Origin of the sequence: Kribbella italica (genome assembly GCF_014205135.1) — a bacterium.
GTDB classification, from domain to species: domain Bacteria; phylum Actinomycetota; class Actinomycetes; order Propionibacteriales; family Kribbellaceae; genus Kribbella; species Kribbella italica.
Map to the genome: position 1 here is coordinate 8,343,449 of NZ_JACHMY010000001.1, position 16,456 is coordinate 8,359,904.

Genomic DNA, 16,456 nt, shown 5'->3' on the forward strand with positions numbered 1-16,456 from the left:
CAGCCGGTACGGCGGATCCGCGTCGCCAGGGGGGAGCCGGGCTGACGTGTCAGCGTGAGTAGTCTTGCGCGCATGTCTGACGACAAGGTGTTGCGGGGGCTGCTGGTCGATTGGGGTGGCGTGCTGACCTCTGGGCTGGACGTTGCGCTCGGGCGGTGGGCCGAGTTGGACAACCTCGACTTCGACGCCTACTTCACGGCGGTCGTCGAGTGGCTGGGGGCCGATCCGGTCGAGGCCGAGGTCAACCCGATCCACGCGCTCGAGCGTGGGCAGATCGCCGTACCGGACTTCGAGCGGAAGCTCGCGGCGTTGCTGGTGACGCGGGACGGGCAGCCGTTGAAGGCCGAAGGGCTGATCGAGCGGATGTTCGCGCACTTCGAGCACGAGCCCCGGATGACCGCCCTGGTACGACGGGCGAAAGGCCACGGCATCAAGACCGCGCTGCTGTCCAACTCCTGGGGCAACACCTATCCAAGAGACACCTGGGAAGGCATGTTCGACGACCTGGTGATCTCCGGCGAGGTCGGGCTGCGCAAGCCGGAGCCCGAGATCTTCCTGCTGGCCGCGGAGCGGGTCGGCCTCGAGCCGGCCGAGTGCGTGTTCGTCGACGACCTCGAGGCCAACGTCGAGGCCGCCCGCGCGCTCGGCATGACCGCGATCCACCACACCGCGTACGACGACACCTTGCGCGAGCTGGAAGCGCTGTTCGGAGTCGACCTCACGTGACCGCGACCTCCACCGAGATCCACCGCACCGACCGCCGCTGGATCGTCGTGGCCGTGCTCGGCTGCGCCGCGTTCGTTGCCCTCGGCGCCTGGGCGTACGGGCTGTTCGACGGCATGATCGACCTTCGCGTGTACCGGATGGGCGGCTCGGTGCTGCTCGACCGGGCGTCCTTATACGACGCGCAGCTGCCCGGTTCGGGGCTGCCGTTCACCTACCCGCCGTTCGCGGCGATCGCGATGGTCCCGCTGGCCGCGGTGCCGTGGGGTGTCGCCCTGGTGGTCTGGACGACGATCTCCGTGCTCTGCATCGCGGCGATCTGGCGGGCGGCGCTCCCGGCGACAGCCTGGACGCAGCACCTGAGCAACAAGAAGCTTCTCGTACTGGCCGCCCTGACGCTCGCGTCCCTGCTGCTCGAACCGGTCTGGCAGACGATCCAGTTCGGCCAGATCAACCTGTTGCTGACAGCAATGATCCTGCTCGACCTGATCCGCCCGCGGGACGCCCGCTGGCGGGGCTTCTGGGTCGGCGTGACGATCGGCATCAAGCTGACCCCGCTGCCGTTCCTCGCGTTCCTGCTGATCACCAAGCAGTGGCGCGCGTTCCGCAACGCGCTGCTCGGGCTGCTCGCGACGATGGCGATCGGCTTCGCCGTCGTACCGAACCAGTCGTGGGAGTACTGGACCGTTGTCATCCGCAACGCCAACCGGGTCGGCGGTCTGGCCTACACCGCGAACCAGTCGTTCATGGGCTTCCTCAGCCGCCTCGGCGACGATGCCGGCTGGATCCAGCCGGTCTGGTTCGTCCTGTCCGCGATCTTCGGACTGCTCGTGCTCTGGCTGGCCCGCCGCTACTGGCTGGCCGACGAGCGCGTCACCGCGATCTCGGTGATGGCGCTCGCCGTCCTGTACGCGTCACCGGTCTCGTGGAGCCACCACTGGGTCTGGATCATCCCGCTCGGCATCAGCCTGGTCCGCGCGGTCGACCGCCAGTGGGGTCGCCGTCCCGCGATCGTCACCGCGGTCCTCTGGTACGGGCTGTTCGTGCTCCGCTCGATCTGGTGGGTCCCGTACCGCGACGACCGCGAGCTCAGCTGGACCTTCTGGCAGTCCATCCCCGGCAACTCGCACCTGATCCTCGGGCTGGTCGCGTTCGCGATCCTGGCCGTGGCGTCCGGTCCCGTGAAGGACCGGACACCCCAAGCCCAGAAGCCCTAGTCCGAGAACAGCAGCAGCAACCCGCCGGCCGTGTAGCCGACCATGACGACCAGCAACGGGATCTGCCCGGCCAGCGCCTTGTGGCGGGGGAACAACGCCACCGCCCGGTCGTGTGCCGAGACGACGCCGAGCAGGTGGCCGCAGACGACAGCCAGGACCTGGACGACCGAGATCGCCGTGCTGTGGTTGGTGATCCCGGTGTTCACGGCGAGCAGTCCGGTGCCGAACACGTTGGCGCCGTTGCTCAGCGGGTCGCTCAGGTAGATGAGCGTCCGCTGGCCTTCCAGGATGAACAGCGTCAGGTAGTGCGCGACGACGTACCCGAAGGCGATCGGTACGACGGAGTGGGCGAACAACCCCGGCAGCGAAGCGCGCGAGCTGTCCGACAACCGCCCGGCCAGCAGCGTCGCGCCGGAGTACGTGAAGAGCACGAACAGGATGAACACGATCAGCATCCCGGTGCCGAGCAGGGTCATCGAGTAGCCGGAGTTCTGCGCCCAGCCGATCCAGGCCGACGAGTTCGAGAAGCCGTCGTACGCCGTACTGCCGAGCAGCGCGGCGACCAGTCCGACCAGGCCGGGCTGGACCTTCAGGCCGTCCAGGTTCTCCAGCGGGCGGCGGAACACGATCTTCCCGTCGTCACGGCGACCCCACGGGGACAGCCGCGACATCAGCGTGGCATACGCCTCGAACGGATCCCCCAAGGCGAACCAGCGGTCGCCGAACAGGATCGCGCCGAACAGCGTGATCACGACGTACAAGGCCAGCCAGGCCTGCAGCACCGGCAGCGTCGCACGGTCCGGTGCGACCAGCTCGAGCCAGGTGAACGCGAGGATCCCGAGCGCGGCCGGCCAGAGCCCGACCCACTTCGGCAGCTCGAGCAGCCCGTGCGACGCGGGCTGGCGGAGCAGCTTCGACAGCAGCAGGTGGATCGTGCGCAGCGGGTTGAGCGTGCGCCAGACCGGGCCGAGCAGCAGCGACACCGGGACCAGGCCGACCCACACCAGGATGTAGACGAACCCGAAGATCGGGTTGGTCAGCCGGTCGACGCCGAACAGCAGCGACACCCCGGCGTACAGGAAGACGAACAGCCCGACGAGCCGGACGACCCAGCGGAACCACGACGCGTCGACGGTCCGGGTGACGCCGTCCGGCACCGGCCGGCCGGACGCGTTGCCGCGGTACTTCGCCGTACGCCAGGCGACCCCCAGTACGACGAACGACAGCGCGATCGCGACCGCGGCGCCGGCGACGGCCAGCCCGAACGGGACGGGCAGATCCTGCCGGCCGCCGATCCCGTGGAGCGGCAGCAGAAGAGGTGTCATCGGGTCAGGAGACGACGAGCTTGGCGACCAGCTTGCCGCTCTCGTGCGTCTCCACCTCGAAGGTGCCCTTCATGTTCGCGGTGAACTTGACCGAGGCCGGCTTGCCCGGCGCCAGCTCGATCTCCTTGTCGTACCCGTGGATGTGCAGCTGGTCCGCGGCGTCGCTGACCGCGGTGACCAGGACGGTCTGGCCGGCGGTCACCTTGATGCTGTCGCCGCTCGGGCTCACCTTGCCGTTGGCAACGGTGACGTTGATGGTCACGTCGGCCTGCTCGCCGGACGGGTCGGCGGTGTTCGACGGGGTGTTCTTCGGGTCGTCCGACGGCGTGGTCGTCGGGCTCGGAACCGACGGCAGGTCGGTCGGCGTCGTCACCGGGGCGCTCGGACTGGGCGAGCTGCCGCTGCCCGAGTCGTCGCCACAGCCGGCCAGGACCAGCATGCCGAGGGCGGGCAGGAGCGCGAGCGCGGTACCGCGGGAGAACGTCGAACGCATGATGCGAGGGGCCTTTCCGGCAAGGTAGGACACTGTCGGGCGCCGAACACGCCCACTGGGTGCTACGAACACCGGCCGCGCCGGGTTCCCGCCAGGACCATCAGTCGTGTCACGATCGCCTTCAGTAGTGTCGCAGCTCACTGTCGGCGCGGACGGCTAGGGTGAGCGGACCAGAAAGAGGAAGGAAGGGACCAGCGGATGCCGGACCGGTTGTCGTCGCTCGACCTGACCTTCCTCAAGGCCGAGTCCCCGGCCACGCCGATGCACGTCGGCACGGTCGACATCTTCGAGCCGCCGGTGCACTCCGACGACGAGTTCGACTACGAGAGCCTGGTCGCGCTGATCCGCGACCGGATCGCCTTCGTCCCGCGGTACCGGCAGCGCGTCCAGCAGGTGCCGGGCCGCTTCGCCGGGCCGGTCTGGGTCGACGACGAAGAGTTCGACATCACCTTCCACGTACGGCGTTCCGCGCTGCCGCGGCCGGGCACGCACTCGCAGCTGCTCGAGCTGGTCGCCCGGATCATGTCCCGGCGGCTCGACCGGGCCCGCCCGCTCTGGGAGATGTACCTGGTCGAGGGCCTGCAGGGCGACCGGTTCGCGATCATCTCCAAGTCCCACCAGGCCCTTGTCGACGGCAACAGCACGGTCGACATCGGTCAGGTCGTGCTCGACGCGACCGCGCACCCGCGGGAGACGCCGACCGACACCTGGCAGCCCGACCACCCGCCGTCCGCGCTGGAGCTGCTGGCCGGCGTCTTTGCCGACGCGACCCGGCACCCGACCGCCGTGCTGGAGCTGGCCCGGGCCGAGATGGCCAGCCTGACCGGTTCGACGTCGGTGCGTGAGGTGATCGGTGACGTGGTCGGCTCGCTGGTGGCCCAGCGGCACGCGCAGGAGAGCTCGCTGCACGTGAAGACCTCCGGGCAGCGCCGGTTCACCACCGTGCAGACCGATCTCGAGGACTTCCGGACCGTCCGTGCGATGCACGGCGGCACGATCAACGACGTGGTCCTGGCCGTCGTCGCCGGCGCCTTCCGGGCCTGGATGATGACCCGGGGCGAAGGCGTCGGACCGACCCGGAGCGTGCGCGCCGTCGTACCGGTGAGCATCCGCGACGACGAGGACGAGGAGCCGACGTCGCTCGGCTCGTCGGTGATCGCCTCGACCGTGACGCTGCCGGTCGGGGAGAACTCACCCGTCATGCGGCTGCACCAGATCTCGTACCAGACCAAGGTGCACAAGGACACCGGGCGCGCGGTCAGCGCCCGCTCGCTGGTCGGCATCGCCGGCTTCGCCCCGACCACGTTGCACGCGCTCGCCGCCCGGGTCGCCACCGCCACGGTCCGGCCGATCGACGACGTCGTGATCACCAACGTGCCGGGGCCGCAGTTCCCGCTCTACGCCCAGGGCGCGCCGATGCTCGCGTCGTACCCGGTGGTCCCGCTGATGCCCGGTCAGGGGCTGTCGGTCGGCGTCACGTCGTACGACGGCAAGGTCTCCTTCGGGCTGAACGCGGACCGGACGGCGATGCCGGACCTCGCTGTCTTCGCCCAGTGCGTCACCGACGCGCTGGACGAGTTGCTGGACACCACCAAGGGCAGCCGGAACCGGGCCACCCGCGGCCGGAAGAAGCCCCGGAGCACGAAGAAGGCGGGCCAATGAGGGTTTACGTACCGTCCACGCTGCCACTGCTCGACGCGGCGTGCCACGCCGCCGAGATCGGGCCGGCGCCGATGACGGCGTACGCCGTGACGCCGGCGCTGCGCGAGTGGTACACCGAGGGCGACGACGAGGAGCTCGAGTACGCCGCGATGGCGCAGGCCGCGAAGGCCTCGGTCGGGCTGCTGGCGGCCGACCCCGGCGCGCCGCGCAAGCGGGTGGTGATCGCCTGCGAGGTGGCGGCCGTGCCGCCCGCCGAAGGCAGCGTCCACCTGGGCGACGCGCGGCTGGAGCTGCACGTGGTGATCCCGTGGACCGCCGTGGCGGCGGTGCACCTGGACACCGACAGTGCTGCCGATGTCGTCGGCAAGGCGGCGGACCTGTGGGACGTGGCGCGCGGTGACACCGCGAATCCGGACCACGAGGACGCTGTCTTCGCCCTCGACTCGTGCGAAGGTGAAGACCTGCTGTGGTACGCCACGCAGGAGATCCCCGATCTCCTCGCGGCGGAAGGCCGGCGGGGCAAGGCTTGACGGTTGAGCTGACAGGGAGCTGATGGCGATGGCGCAGGCGATCTGGAAGGGGGCCATCTCGTTCGGGATGGTGACGATCCCGATCAAGGTGTACTCCGCGACCGAGGAGAAGGACATCTCCTTCCGGCAGGTGCATGTCGCCGACGGCGGCCGGATCCGGTACAAGCGGGTGTGTTCGGAGTGCGGCGAGGAGGTCCCGTACTCCGACATCGGCAAGGGCTACGAGATGGCCGACGGCCGGATGGTGGTGCTGGAGCCGGACGACTTCGCCGACCTGCCGCTGTCCAGCAAGAAGGTCATCGACGTGCTGGAGTTCGTGCCGGCCGACCAGGTCGACCCGCTCTACCTCGGCAAGTCGTACTACCTGGCCGCGGACGGCGGGCCCGGCGGGAAGCCGTACGTGCTGCTGCGGGACGCGCTCGAGGGCTCCGAGCTGTACGCGCTGGTCAAGGTGGCGCTGCGGTCGCGGGAGAGCCTCGCCCTGCTGCGCACGCACGAGAACGTGCTGATCCTGCAGGTGATGCTCTGGCCGGACGAGGTGCGCGACGCGGCGTTCGCGGCACCGGACGAGGACATCGAGATCCGCAAGCAGGAGAAGGCGATGGCCGAGTCGTACATCGACACCCTGCGCGGCGAGTTCGACCCGGACCAGTACCACGACGAGTACCGGCACGCCCTGGAGCAGGTCGTCGAGGCGAAGGCCGCCGGCGTACCGCTGCCGGCGGAGTCCGAGGAGGAGGAGACCGAGGGCGCCGAGGTGGTCGACCTGGTCGCCGCGCTGCGCGCGTCGGTCGAGGCCGCGAAGGCCCGGCGCGCAGGGGGTGGATCCTCGTCGGAGGAGCCGGCGAAGAAGTCGTCCCCGGCGAAGAAGACCGCCGCCAAGAAGGCAGCGCCCGCGAAGAAGGCGGCCGCGGCCAAGAAGGCTCCGGCCAAGAAGACGGCGGCCAAGAAGGCGGCGAAGAAGTCGGCCTAGCCGACGGACGGTCCGCGGGCCTGCCGCTCGCGGACCGGGGGAGGGGACAGAGATGAGCGACGACCGGCCCACGCACACCGACATACCGGCCAGTGCGGACGAGGTTCCGGCGGATCCCACCGCGGATCCGGTGCTGCCCGGGAACTACCTGCTCGAGCTGATTCCGGTGCCGGTGACCGATCTCGAGCGGGCCAAGGAGTTCTACGTCCGCGCCGGGTTCCACGCCGACGTGGACGTCACGCCGGCGGACGGCGTACGGATCGTGCAGCTGACGCCGCCGGGGTCGCACTGCTCGATCACGCTCGCCGAAGGCCTGCCGATGCTCGAGATGCCGGCCGGGACGCTGCGCGGTCTGCATCTGGTGGTCGCCGACATCGAGGCGTCCCGGACGGAGCTGATCGACCGCGGCGTCGACGTCGAGCCTGTGCAGGACCTAGGCGGGGTCTTCTACGCCGCCTTCGCCGATCCCGACGGAAACACCTGGACCCTCCAGCACATGCCGTGGAGGAAGTGACCCACGCCCACCGGCCTGACGCAGCAGCGCGAGCGCTGCTTCCGAAGCAGACCCTGCGGCCGTCGTCACGACGATCAGGTTCTGCTCCGGTGAGCGGGCGATCGCCAGCGTCTGCTGCGTGACGGTCACCGAGCCGACCACCGGGTGGTGCAGGTCGTACGACGCGGCGTCGCACGGCGTGATCCGGTGATCGGCCCACAGCGCGACGAACTCCGGGCTCTTCATCGACAGCTCACCGATCAGCGCCGCCAGCTGCGGATCCTCCGGGTGCCGGCCGACGACGATCCGGAGGTTGCCGACCACGGCCCGCGCCTTGCGCTCCCAGTCCGTGTAGAGCTCGCGGCTGTGCGGATCGAGAAAGATCAGGCGGCTCATGTTCGGCCGCTGGGCCGGGTCGGCGGGTGACGCCGGATCCACGTGCCCGGCGAGCAGCGAATGCCCCAGCTCGTTCCACGCCAGTACGTCGGTCCGCCGCCCGAGGATCAGCGCCGGCACCCCGTCGAGCGCCCGCATCAGGTCCAGCGTCTCGGCCGTCACCTTCTCGGGCCGCGGGCGCCGGACCCGCGGTGCGCGCCGGGCGGCCTCGGCCAGCCGTTCGAGATGGTCCTGCTCGTGCGCATCGAGCGTCAGCGCGCGGCCGATGGCCTGCAGCACCTCGGTGGATGCGCCGCGGGACAGCCCCTGCTCGAGCCGGGTGTAGTACGACACGCTGACGCCCGCCAGCAGCGCCAGCTCCTCCCGGCGGAGGCCCTGCACGCGTCGCCGCGGTCCGACGTCGGGCAGCCCGACGTCCTCGGGCTGCAGCCGCGCACGCCGTGCCACGAGGAAGTCGCCGAGCGGTCCAGGTCCGTCCATCGGTCCAGTGTCCGTGACCGGCCAAGCGCCAACCACACCCTGCGAGGGGTAGGACAAGTCGGGTCTGGTCGCTGTCCGGCGCCCGCCCAAGACTCGGCGGCAGAGCACAGCACCCGGGCCGCCGGCCTCGGCGGTGCCTCCCGATTCCGAGGACGGACCATGGATCAGATCACCTTGGGCGACGTCAGCGTCACCCGCGTCAAGGAGTACTACGGCACGGTCGAGATGGACCCCGCGACCTTCTTCCCCGAGAGCCCCGACGGTTCCTGGGACGAGCACCGGGACTGGCTGGCCCCGGACTTCTGGAACCCGGAGACCGGTGAGGTCGTCGCGGCCCTCCAGACCTGGCTGCTGCGCAGCGGCGGCCGCACGATCCTTGTCGACACAGGGGTCGGCAACCACAAGGACCGGCCGTACGCGCCGGTGTGGAGCCGGCGCGACACCGACTTCCTGGACAACCTCGCCGCGGCCGGCGTACAGCCTGAAGACGTCGACCTGGTGGTCAACACGCACCTGCACATCGACCACGTCGGCTGGAACACCCGCCTCGACGGCCGGACCTGGGTGCCGACCTTCCCGAACGCGACGTACCTGATGACGCAGCGGGACTTCGACTTCTGGAACCCGGCGAACGGTCACCAGCCGCTGCTCGGCCGCGGCAACCAGAACGTGTTCGAGGACAGTGTGGCGCCGGTTCACGAGGCCGGCCTGACCCACCTGTGGGACGACACGTACCGGATCGACGAGAACCTCGCGCTGGAGCTCGCGCCCGGGCACACCCCCGGTTCGTCCGTGCTCACGCTGGACTCCGGCGGTGACCGCGCCTTGTTCGTGGGCGATCTCGTGCACACCGCCCTGCAGATCGTCGAGCCGGAGACGAACAGCTGCTTCTGCGAGAACCCGGTCGAGTCCCGCGCCACCCGGCACAAGCTGCTCGGCCGTGCCGCCGACGGCAACGCGCTGCTTTTCCCGGCTCACCTGGGCGGCCACGGCGCGGCCGAGGTGGTCCGCGACGGAGCGAAGTTCGCCGTCAAGGACTGGGCCGGCTTCGCCCGCATCTCCTGAAAGGAACCACCGTGTCAGACCCCATCGTCCAGACCCCGGCGGGCGCCGTCCGCGGCATCCGCGACGAGTACGGCGAGCGCTACCGCGCCATCCCGTACGCCGAGGCGCCCGTCGGCGCGGCCCGCTTCGCACCGCCCACGCCGTACCAGCCCTGGGACGGCGTCCGCGACGCGACCCGGCCCTCACCCACCGCGCCGCAGCCGGCCCGGGACTTCGGCCGCCTCGACATGACCCCGTACTTCGGGCCCGGGTGGAGCCGCGGCGACGAGTACCTGACCGTCGACGTCCGGACGCCGGCCGCCGACGGCGCGCCGCGGCCCGTGATGGTCTTCGTGCACGGCGGCGGTTTCGTCACCGGCTCGACCCAGGCCGCCCTGTACGACGGCCGCGCGTTCGCCCGCGACGGCGTCGTCCTGGTGACGCTGAACTACCGCGTCGGCATCCCCGGTTTCCTCGCCCTGGACGGCGCGCCGGACAACCGTGGGCTCCTCGACGTCCTGGCCGCCCTGAACTGGGTCCGCGACTCCGTCGGTGCGTTCGGCGGCGATCCCGCGAACGTCACGGTGTTCGGCCAGTCCGCCGGAGCCACTCTCGTCGGCGCCTTGCTCGCGACGCCGGAGGCGAAGGGCCTCTTTCAGCGCGCGATCGTGCAGAGCGGCAGCGGCACCGGCGCCTTCATCCCCGAGCAGGCGCACCGCGTCACCCTGGCGGCCGCCGAAGCGCTGGGCGTGGACCCGACAGCTGACGCGTTCGCCGGGATTCCCGACGAGCGCTTCCTCGAGATCCTCCCGCAGCTCGCCGGGCTGAACCTCCGGACCGAGACCGCCGACGATCCCCTGGCCGGCCTCAGCCCGTTCAGCCTCGTCTTGTCCGAGCAACCCGCCGACTCGCTGGCCAACGGCCCGGCCGCTGATGTCGATCTCCTGATCGGGAGCAACCTCGAGGAGGGCAACCTCTACCTGGTCCCACAGGGCAACTTCGACAAGGCCCGCTCCGCTGTTCTCGGCGAAACGCTGTTCGGCGCCGGCACCGCCCGGCTGACCGAGGCCCATCACCAGCTCTCGGGCGGCCGCACCCATGTCTACCGCTTCGGCTACCGCTCGACCGCCCTGGACGGAAGGCTCGGAGCCACCCACACCATCGAGCTCCCGTTCGTCTTCGACGTTGCCGGCGAGCCCTGGCTCCACGGCCCGAACGGCCTCCTCGGACCCGACGAACCACCCGCGGCCCTCGCCACCCGGATGCACCACGCGTGGATCGCTTTCGCCCACACCGGCAACCCCGGCTGGCCGACGGGCAGCGTGCAGCTGTTCGACTGACGGGACGTCTTCCGAGGATGGGTAACAAATGGTCCGATATGCTCAGTCATGGATCATTCGCTACCCACAGGGAAGACCAGTCGGGTTCGTGGTCCCAGGCCTCGTCGTGGCAGCATGCTGTGTCAGAGAGCAAGGTGCGAACGAGTCGCGGCCGAGCCCCGATCGGGCCTGGCCGCGCTCTCGCAGCCACGTACCGGCGTACCCACCCCAGTCGATCGAGGAGCAGCGCAGCATGGATGCCGTCACCGCCGTCCCCACCCCCGCCAACGAAACGGTCCGGGGCTACGCGCCGGGTTCGGCCGAGCGGATCAGCCTGGAGGCGAAGCTCAAGGAGTTCAACGCCGCCGGTGCGATCGACCTGACCTGCACGATCGGCGGGGAGCAGAAGCTCGGCGGCGGCGCGCGGATCGACGTCGTCCAGCCGCACAAGCACGCCCACGTGCTCGGCACGCTCGGCAACGCGACCGAGGCCGACGGCCAGGCAGCCGTGGACGCGGCGCTGGCCGCGGCGCCGTCGTGGCGTTCGCTGTCCTTCGACGACCGGGCCGCGATCTTCCTCAAGGCGGCCGACCTGCTGGCCGGGCCGTGGCGCGACACCCTGAACGCGGCCACCATGCTCGGTCAGTCCAAGACCGTGCAGCAGGCCGAGATCGACGCCGCCTGCGAGCTGATCGACTTCCTGCGCTTCAACGTCGCGTTCGCGCGGCAGATCATCAGCGACCAGCCGATCTCCTCGCCCGGCGTCTGGAACCGCACCGACTACCGCCCGCTCGAGGGCTTCGTCTACGCGATCACCCCGTTCAACTTCACCGCGATCGCCGGCAACCTGCCGACCGCGCCCGCGCTGATGGGCAACACCGTGGTCTGGAAGCCGTCGCCGACCCAGCAGTTCGCGGCGCACTGGACGATGCGGCTGTTCGAGGCCGCCGGGCTCCCGGCCGGTGTGATCAACCTGGTCACCGGTGACGGCCTCGACGTGAGCAAGGCCGCGCTGACCCACCCGGACCTGGCCGGCATCCACTTCACCGGCTCGACCAAGACCTTCCACTCGCTGTGGGGCACGGTCGGCACCAGCATCGCGTCGTACAAGACCTACCCGCGGCTGGTCGGCGAGACCGGCGGCAAGGACTTCATCCTCGCGCACCCGTCGGCCGACCCGGCCGTGTTGAAGACCGCGATGGTCCGCGGCGCCTTCGAGTACCAGGGCCAGAAGTGCTCGGCCGCTTCGCGCTCGTACGTCGCCCGCTCGGTCTGGAACCAGATCCGCGACGACATCGCCGCCGAGGCCGACGCACTCACGATGGGCGACGTGACCGACCTGTCCAACTTCATCGGCGCCGTGATCGACGACCGCGCCTTCGCCAAGCACAAGGCCGCCCTGGACCGGGCCCAGGCCAGCGACGCGATCGAGGTCCTGGCCGGCGGCACGTACGACGACAGCCAGGGCTACTTCGTCCGCCCGACGCTGCTGGTCTCCGACGACCCGACCGACGAGATCTTCACCACCGAGTACTTCGGCCCGATCCTCGGCGTGCACGTCTACGAGGACGGCGACTACGAGACCGTGCTCAAGCAGATGGAGAGCGCGGCGCCGTACGGGCTGACCGGCGCGGTGATCGCGCAGGACCGGCACGCGGTCGCCACCGCGTCGGACTACCTCCGCTTCGCGGCCGGGAACTTCTACGTCAACGACAAGCCGACCGGTGCGGTCGTCGGCCAGCAGCCGTTCGGTGGTGCCCGCGCCAGCGGCACGAACGACAAGGCCGGCTCGATGTGGAACCTGATCCGCTGGGCCAGCCCGCGGTCGATCAAGGAGACCTTCGCCGCGCCGACCGACTACCGCTACCCGCACCAGGGCTGACCGCCACGGTGCCCGGGACCCTCAAACGGTCTCGGGCACCTTCGCCCTCGCGACCACCAGGTGCAACGCCAGCGTCATCGCCAGGATGACCGCGGCCACGCCCAGCAGCCCGTACGTCGGTACGGCGGCCAGCGTCACGCCCCCGAGCCCGCCGCCGAGCGCGCAGCCCAGCGAGATTGCGCTGCCGTTCAGGGCCATCACGATCGCGGCCGAGTCCGGCGCGAGCGCGCCGAGCCGCGCCTGCTGGGGTACGCCGGCGCCGCCGTTGCCGATGCCCGCGGCAAAGAACCAGACCAGGCCGAGGACCGCCACCACACCGAGCGGCGCGAACGCGAACGTGACCAGGCCCAGGATCCCGTTCACCAGCAGGCCGATCAGGACGACGGTGAGCACCCGCAGCGCGCTGAAGCGATCCACCAGGCGACCGGTCACCGCGTTGCCGAGCATGCTCGCGACGCCGTACCCGAACATGATCACGATGATCACCCAGCCGCCCGGGTACGCTGGACTCAGGATGATCGTGGCGTAGGTGAAGCACGTGTAGCTGCTGCAGAGGATGCCGGTCGTGACGAGAAGCCCGGCCAGCAACTGCGGCTGCCGCAACGGGCGCAGGCGATCGGCCAGTGTTCCCGCGGGCAGGTGGAGTTGGGGGAGCCGGAGCAGGATGCCGATCAGAGCGATGGTCCCGACGACGGAGACCAGGATCAGCGGGAACCGCCAGCTCGACTGACCGAGCGCCAGGCCAACCGGTACGCCGAGAGCGGTCGCGGTCATCCAGCCGCCGAGCACGAACGACAGCGCCTTGCCCCGGTGCCGGATCGGCGTCAGCGCGATCACGTAGCCGGTGACCGCGGCATTGAGCAGACAGCCGCCGAGCGCCGCCACCACCCGCCCGCCGAGCGCGACCGGGTAGTTCGGCGCGAGTCCCACGATCAGGTTGCCGACCACGAAGACCGCCAGCGACAACCCGATCGTGCCGCGCCGCTCCCACCGACTCGTCATCGTGCCGAGCACCGGTCCCGCTAGCGCGGAGGTCAGCGCGAACACCGACACCAGCTGCCCGGCGAGTGCCGCCTCGACGTGCAGGTCGTCAGCGATGGCCGGCAGCAGACCCGCCAGCACGTACCCGTCGATGCCAGTCGAGAACGTCGCCACCGCCAGCCAGATCAGCGGCCGGAAAGACCACTCCTCGCTCACAGATCCCCGCCATTCCGGCACTCCACCCGCCGCGGGCGGCCGTGCCCTTGGAGCGTCGACGCCTCGGACTTCTGGTCATCGTAATGGGCCTCGAGCAACGTCAGCTGCCGTCCCAAGGGGTGGCGGCGAGGCTCAGTTCTGGCCGACGAGACCGCGCCGTACGGTGATGTAGAACGTGGTGAGGTCGTCGATCAGGTCCTCGAGCTGACGCTGGTCGCGCAGGTCCGCGTCGAGCAGCCAGTCGGCGATCAGGTCGAACAGGCCGCCGACCAGACCGATCGCGACGCCGTGGCGCATCCGGCGATCGAGCTCGGACGGCGGCCCGTCGTAGGCGTCCCAGAGCTGCTCGAGGAATCCGGCGGCCCAGCGGCGGTTGGTCCGGCGCTGCCGCTCGACGGTCTCGGAGATCCCGCCGGCCTGACCGAAGGTGACCCGGGCGACCCGCGGGTCGTCGACGAGCGCGTGGGCGAACGCCGCCAGCAGGCCCGGCGCGACCTCGCGCTCGCTGCCGCCCGCGTTGTTCGCGGCGAGCGTCGTCATCGTGTCCTCGAGGCGCTCGGAGGTGCGCTTCAGCAGCCCGACGTAACAGGCCTCGCGGTTGTCGAAGACCTCGTAGAAGCTCTTCGTCCCGACGTACGCCGTGGTGCAGATCTGCTCGATCGACGTGTTCAGGTAGCCCTGCGCGGCGAACAGGTCGAGCGCGGCGTCGAGCAGCTGTTCGCGTCGCTCGGCCCGGCGCTGCTCGGCGTCCAGCCCTCTGATCACTCGCCCCATGCGCGGGACGTTACCCTGCGCCGCCGGTTGGTAACCAGATGAGCTCGTTCTGAACACGAGCTCTTGTCGGGAACTCGTGAACGTGCTCCACTATCGGTCACCCCGTCGTCACCGAACGACACTGCCCCTCGGGAGCCGCGATGAAACCCCACCTCTTGCGCAGGGCCGGCGCAGGTCTGCTGGCCGCCGTACTGCTTGCCGTCGGCACCACCACGACCGCTGCCGCCGCGCCGTCCTCGGGCTTCGACAACTGGGCCTGCAAACCGTCCACCGCCCATCCGAACCCGCTCGTCCTGCTGCACGGTCTCGGCGGCAACGGCCCCGGCAACTACGCGTTCCTCGGCCCGTACCTCGCGGCCAAGGGCTACTGCGCCTTCACGCTCACCTACGGCCAGGCGACGCCCGCGATCCCGGTCGGCGGCACGGTCTCGATCGTGCAGTCGTCGGCTCAGATCGAGGCGTTCGTCGATCAGGTCCGGGCCGCGACCGGCGCCGCGAAGGTCGACATCGTCGGGCACTCCGAGGGCGGGTTCCAGAGCCTGTACGGACCGAAGGTCCGCGGGTACGCCGGGAAGGTCGGCAAGGTCGTCGCGCTGGCCCCGCCGACGCACGGTACGACGTTCGCCGGGCTGGTCAGCGTCGGCGACTACCTCGGGCTACGGCCGCTGGTCGACCGGGTGCTGCGCGACTTCGGCTGCCCGGCCTGCGACGAGATCATCGTCGGGGGCTCCGAGGTGGCGAAGCTGACCGCCGGCCCGATCGCGCAGCCGGGGGTCAAGTACACGGTGATCGCGTCGCGGCTGGACGCGCTGGTGACGCCGCACGAGACGTCGTTCATCCGGGAGCCCGGGGTGAAGAACCAGTTCGTGCAGGACACCTGTCCGCTGGACCCGGTCGGGCACGTCGGACTCGCGTTCGACCCGACGGTCGCGCAGCTGGTGGCCAACGCGCTGGACCCGGCCAGGGCCCGGCCGGTCCTGTGTGGTTTCGGCCCGCCGCTGTAGGCAGCCGAAGGACGGGCGCGGATGCCGACAGCAGGGGAGCCGGCATCCGCGTCCAGCTCTGGGCCGGTCCGTCCGTCGCCGCCCTGGCCGACAGACCGGCGTACGGGGTGAATCAGGCGGTGTGTTCGAGGTGCTGCAGCGGCGGGCCGATCAGCAGGGCCGAGCCGCAGCTGACGCAGATCCACTCGCCGGCCGGGTCGTCGACCGGATGGTCCCCGGCCTCGACCCGCTCGAAGAGCACCGTCGCCTCGCAGAACACGCAGTACTGCGCGTCCTCGCCGGCCGACAGTGCGGCAGTCCTTCGCTTCGTACGCACGACAGGCTCACCTCCGGTGACATCGCCCTTCCAGACTGCCACCGGAGCCGGCGCCCGCCGGGTAACGACACGGCTCAGTTGGTGCCGTCGTGCCACTCGCGGCCGAGCTCGTGCTCCTTGGCCAGGCCGGACCGGATCGCGTCGACGACGAACGGCTCGATCTTCTTGCCGATCAGCGGGACGGCGACCTTCACGTCCAGCGTGATCGCCTGCACGGTCTGGCCGCCCTCGGACCGGATCGTCGCGTTGCCCTTCAGCGTCACCGGGGTCCCGGCGATCTCGCCGCGCACGTCGGCGTCGCGCGACCCGTCCGGCTTGGCCGCGTGCCAGGTCTCGGTCTGCACCACGGTCAGCGTCTCGCCGACGAACTTGCGCGCGATGTCCGGTACGTCGTCCGACGGCATCTTGCGCTCGACCCGGACCACGGTGTCGTCGCCGGTCGTGCTCACCGTGACGTCGTACGACAGCGCCTTGGTCTTCTCGCAGGCCTGCTCGCGAAAGGTGGCGTCGGTGACGATCGCGAAGACTTCCTCAGGGGTGGCGTCGTACGACGCCGACATCTTCAGCTCCATGCGGCACATCATGACATTACCGATCGGTCACCCACCCGCGCTGGCGACTGGTTCAG

At 70.3% G+C, this 16,456-nt stretch carries 17 protein-coding genes; 10 read left to right on the top strand and 7 right to left on the bottom strand.

The annotated features are described in order from the left end of the window. Positions 1–72 precede the first annotated feature (72 nt). Both HDA39_RS39200 and HDA39_RS39205 read left to right on the top strand, forming a co-directional pair. The gene (locus tag HDA39_RS39200; protein WP_184804093.1) at positions 73–726 is read left to right on the top strand and encodes an HAD family hydrolase; all 654 of its coding nucleotides are present in this window, start codon (positions 73–75) and stop codon (positions 724–726) included. Further along, a complete protein-coding gene (locus HDA39_RS39205) occupies positions 723–1,940 on the top strand; it encodes a glycosyltransferase 87 family protein (protein WP_184804096.1) in 1,218 nt (405 codons plus the stop codon). The genes HDA39_RS39200 and HDA39_RS39205 overlap by 4 nt, the downstream gene beginning before the upstream one ends. Here HDA39_RS39205 and HDA39_RS39210 read toward each other — a convergent pair. Continuing rightward, on the bottom strand, positions 1,937–3,265 hold the full coding sequence (locus HDA39_RS39210) for a hypothetical protein (RefSeq protein ID WP_184804099.1): 1,329 nt from the start codon (positions 3,263–3,265) through the stop codon (positions 1,937–1,939). The two genes, HDA39_RS39205 and HDA39_RS39210, sit on opposite strands and share 4 nt — an antisense overlap. 4 nt (positions 3,266–3,269) lie before the next feature. Next, positions 3,270–3,758: a cupredoxin domain-containing protein gene (locus tag HDA39_RS39215; RefSeq protein ID WP_184804103.1), complete on the bottom strand. Its 489-nt coding sequence runs from the start codon at positions 3,756–3,758 to the stop codon at positions 3,270–3,272. Between the two features lie 198 nt (positions 3,759–3,956). Here HDA39_RS39215 and HDA39_RS39220 point away from each other — a divergent pair, with 198 nt between their 5' ends. From HDA39_RS39220 to HDA39_RS39235, 4 genes are read left to right on the top strand one after another with little or no spacing between them, the layout of a single operon-like run. Beyond that, a complete protein-coding gene (locus tag HDA39_RS39220) occupies positions 3,957–5,420 on the top strand; it encodes a WS/DGAT/MGAT family O-acyltransferase (protein WP_184804106.1) in 1,464 nt (487 codons plus the stop codon). After that, positions 5,417–5,950 (top strand): DUF6912 family protein, encoded by a 534-nt coding sequence (locus HDA39_RS39225; RefSeq protein ID WP_184804109.1) that lies wholly within the window; start codon positions 5,417–5,419, stop codon positions 5,948–5,950. The genes HDA39_RS39220 and HDA39_RS39225 overlap by 4 nt, the downstream gene beginning before the upstream one ends. Before the next feature lie 28 nt (positions 5,951–5,978). Continuing rightward, positions 5,979–6,923 (top strand): non-homologous end joining protein Ku, encoded by a 945-nt coding sequence (gene ku / locus HDA39_RS39230; RefSeq protein WP_238356268.1) that lies wholly within the window; start codon positions 5,979–5,981, stop codon positions 6,921–6,923. Between the two features lie 52 nt (positions 6,924–6,975). After that, positions 6,976–7,437 carry a VOC family protein gene (locus tag HDA39_RS39235; protein WP_238356269.1) on the top strand — a complete coding sequence of 154 codons (462 nt, stop codon included), beginning with the start codon at positions 6,976–6,978 and terminating at the stop codon, positions 7,435–7,437. Here the strand turns inward: HDA39_RS39235 and HDA39_RS39240 are convergent. After that, complete coding sequence (locus HDA39_RS39240) at positions 7,357–8,292, bottom strand: helix-turn-helix domain-containing protein (protein ID WP_184804114.1); 936 nt, start codon at positions 8,290–8,292, stop codon at positions 7,357–7,359. The two genes, HDA39_RS39235 and HDA39_RS39240, sit on opposite strands and share 81 nt — an antisense overlap. A gap of 159 nt (positions 8,293–8,451) precedes the next feature. On the opposite strand from HDA39_RS39240, the gene HDA39_RS39245 reads away from it, so the two are divergent. From HDA39_RS39245 to pruA, 3 genes are all read left to right on the top strand, one after another. Continuing rightward, positions 8,452–9,357, top strand: coding sequence for an MBL fold metallo-hydrolase (locus HDA39_RS39245; protein WP_184804117.1), 906 nt, complete (start codon positions 8,452–8,454; stop codon positions 9,355–9,357). Between the two features lie 11 nt (positions 9,358–9,368). Beyond that, positions 9,369–10,676, top strand: coding sequence for a carboxylesterase family protein (locus HDA39_RS39250; RefSeq protein ID WP_184804120.1), 1,308 nt, complete (start codon positions 9,369–9,371; stop codon positions 10,674–10,676). Between the two features lie 232 nt (positions 10,677–10,908). Continuing rightward, positions 10,909–12,537 carry an L-glutamate gamma-semialdehyde dehydrogenase gene (pruA, locus tag HDA39_RS39255; RefSeq protein WP_184804123.1) on the top strand — a complete coding sequence of 543 codons (1,629 nt, stop codon included), beginning with the start codon at positions 10,909–10,911 and terminating at the stop codon, positions 12,535–12,537. Between the two features lie 21 nt (positions 12,538–12,558). Here the strand turns inward: pruA and HDA39_RS39260 are convergent, their stop codons facing one another. Together HDA39_RS39260 and HDA39_RS39265 are read right to left on the bottom strand one after the other, a co-directional pair. Beyond that, positions 12,559–13,734, bottom strand: coding sequence for an MFS transporter (locus HDA39_RS39260; protein WP_184804125.1), 1,176 nt, complete (start codon positions 13,732–13,734; stop codon positions 12,559–12,561). A 132-nt stretch (positions 13,735–13,866) separates the two neighbouring features. Further along, complete coding sequence (locus tag HDA39_RS39265) at positions 13,867–14,508, bottom strand: TetR/AcrR family transcriptional regulator (protein ID WP_184804128.1); 642 nt, start codon at positions 14,506–14,508, stop codon at positions 13,867–13,869. A 140-nt stretch (positions 14,509–14,648) separates the two neighbouring features. Between HDA39_RS39265 and HDA39_RS39270 the strand changes: the two genes are divergently transcribed. Beyond that, a complete protein-coding gene (locus HDA39_RS39270) occupies positions 14,649–15,512 on the top strand; it encodes an alpha/beta fold hydrolase (protein WP_184804131.1) in 864 nt (287 codons plus the stop codon). 112 nt (positions 15,513–15,624) lie between these two features. On the opposite strand, the gene HDA39_RS39275 is transcribed toward HDA39_RS39270, so the two are convergent. After that, positions 15,625–15,828, bottom strand: coding sequence for a hypothetical protein (locus HDA39_RS39275; RefSeq protein WP_184804134.1), 204 nt, complete (start codon positions 15,826–15,828; stop codon positions 15,625–15,627). A gap of 74 nt (positions 15,829–15,902) precedes the next feature. Continuing rightward, positions 15,903–16,400, bottom strand: a complete 498-nt coding sequence (locus HDA39_RS39280; RefSeq protein ID WP_238356270.1) for a DUF2505 domain-containing protein — start codon at positions 16,398–16,400, stop codon at positions 15,903–15,905. Positions 16,401–16,456 lie beyond the last annotated feature (56 nt).

Coding starts and splice junctions, on each gene's coding strand:
- HDA39_RS39200 (WP_184804093.1), top strand. CDS start 73: ATGTCTGACGACAAGGTGTTGCGGGGGCTGCTGGTCGATTGGGGTGGC.
- HDA39_RS39210 (WP_184804099.1), bottom strand. CDS start 3,265: ATGACACCTCTTCTGCTGCCGCTCCACGGGATCGGCGGCCGGCAGGAT.
- HDA39_RS39215 (WP_184804103.1), bottom strand. CDS start 3,758: ATGCGTTCGACGTTCTCCCGCGGTACCGCGCTCGCGCTCCTGCCCGCC.
- HDA39_RS39220 (WP_184804106.1), top strand. CDS start 3,957: ATGCCGGACCGGTTGTCGTCGCTCGACCTGACCTTCCTCAAGGCCGAG.
- HDA39_RS39225 (WP_184804109.1), top strand. CDS start 5,417: ATGAGGGTTTACGTACCGTCCACGCTGCCACTGCTCGACGCGGCGTGC.
- ku (WP_238356268.1), top strand. CDS start 5,979: ATGGCGCAGGCGATCTGGAAGGGGGCCATCTCGTTCGGGATGGTGACG.
- HDA39_RS39235 (WP_238356269.1), top strand. CDS start 6,976: ATGAGCGACGACCGGCCCACGCACACCGACATACCGGCCAGTGCGGAC.
- HDA39_RS39240 (WP_184804114.1), bottom strand. CDS start 8,292: ATGGACGGACCTGGACCGCTCGGCGACTTCCTCGTGGCACGGCGTGCG.
- HDA39_RS39245 (WP_184804117.1), top strand. CDS start 8,452: ATGGATCAGATCACCTTGGGCGACGTCAGCGTCACCCGCGTCAAGGAG.
- pruA (WP_184804123.1), top strand. CDS start 10,909: ATGGATGCCGTCACCGCCGTCCCCACCCCCGCCAACGAAACGGTCCGG.
- HDA39_RS39265 (WP_184804128.1), bottom strand. CDS start 14,508: ATGGGGCGAGTGATCAGAGGGCTGGACGCCGAGCAGCGCCGGGCCGAG.
- HDA39_RS39270 (WP_184804131.1), top strand. CDS start 14,649: ATGAAACCCCACCTCTTGCGCAGGGCCGGCGCAGGTCTGCTGGCCGCC.
- HDA39_RS39280 (WP_238356270.1), bottom strand. CDS start 16,400: ATGGAGCTGAAGATGTCGGCGTCGTACGACGCCACCCCTGAGGAAGTC.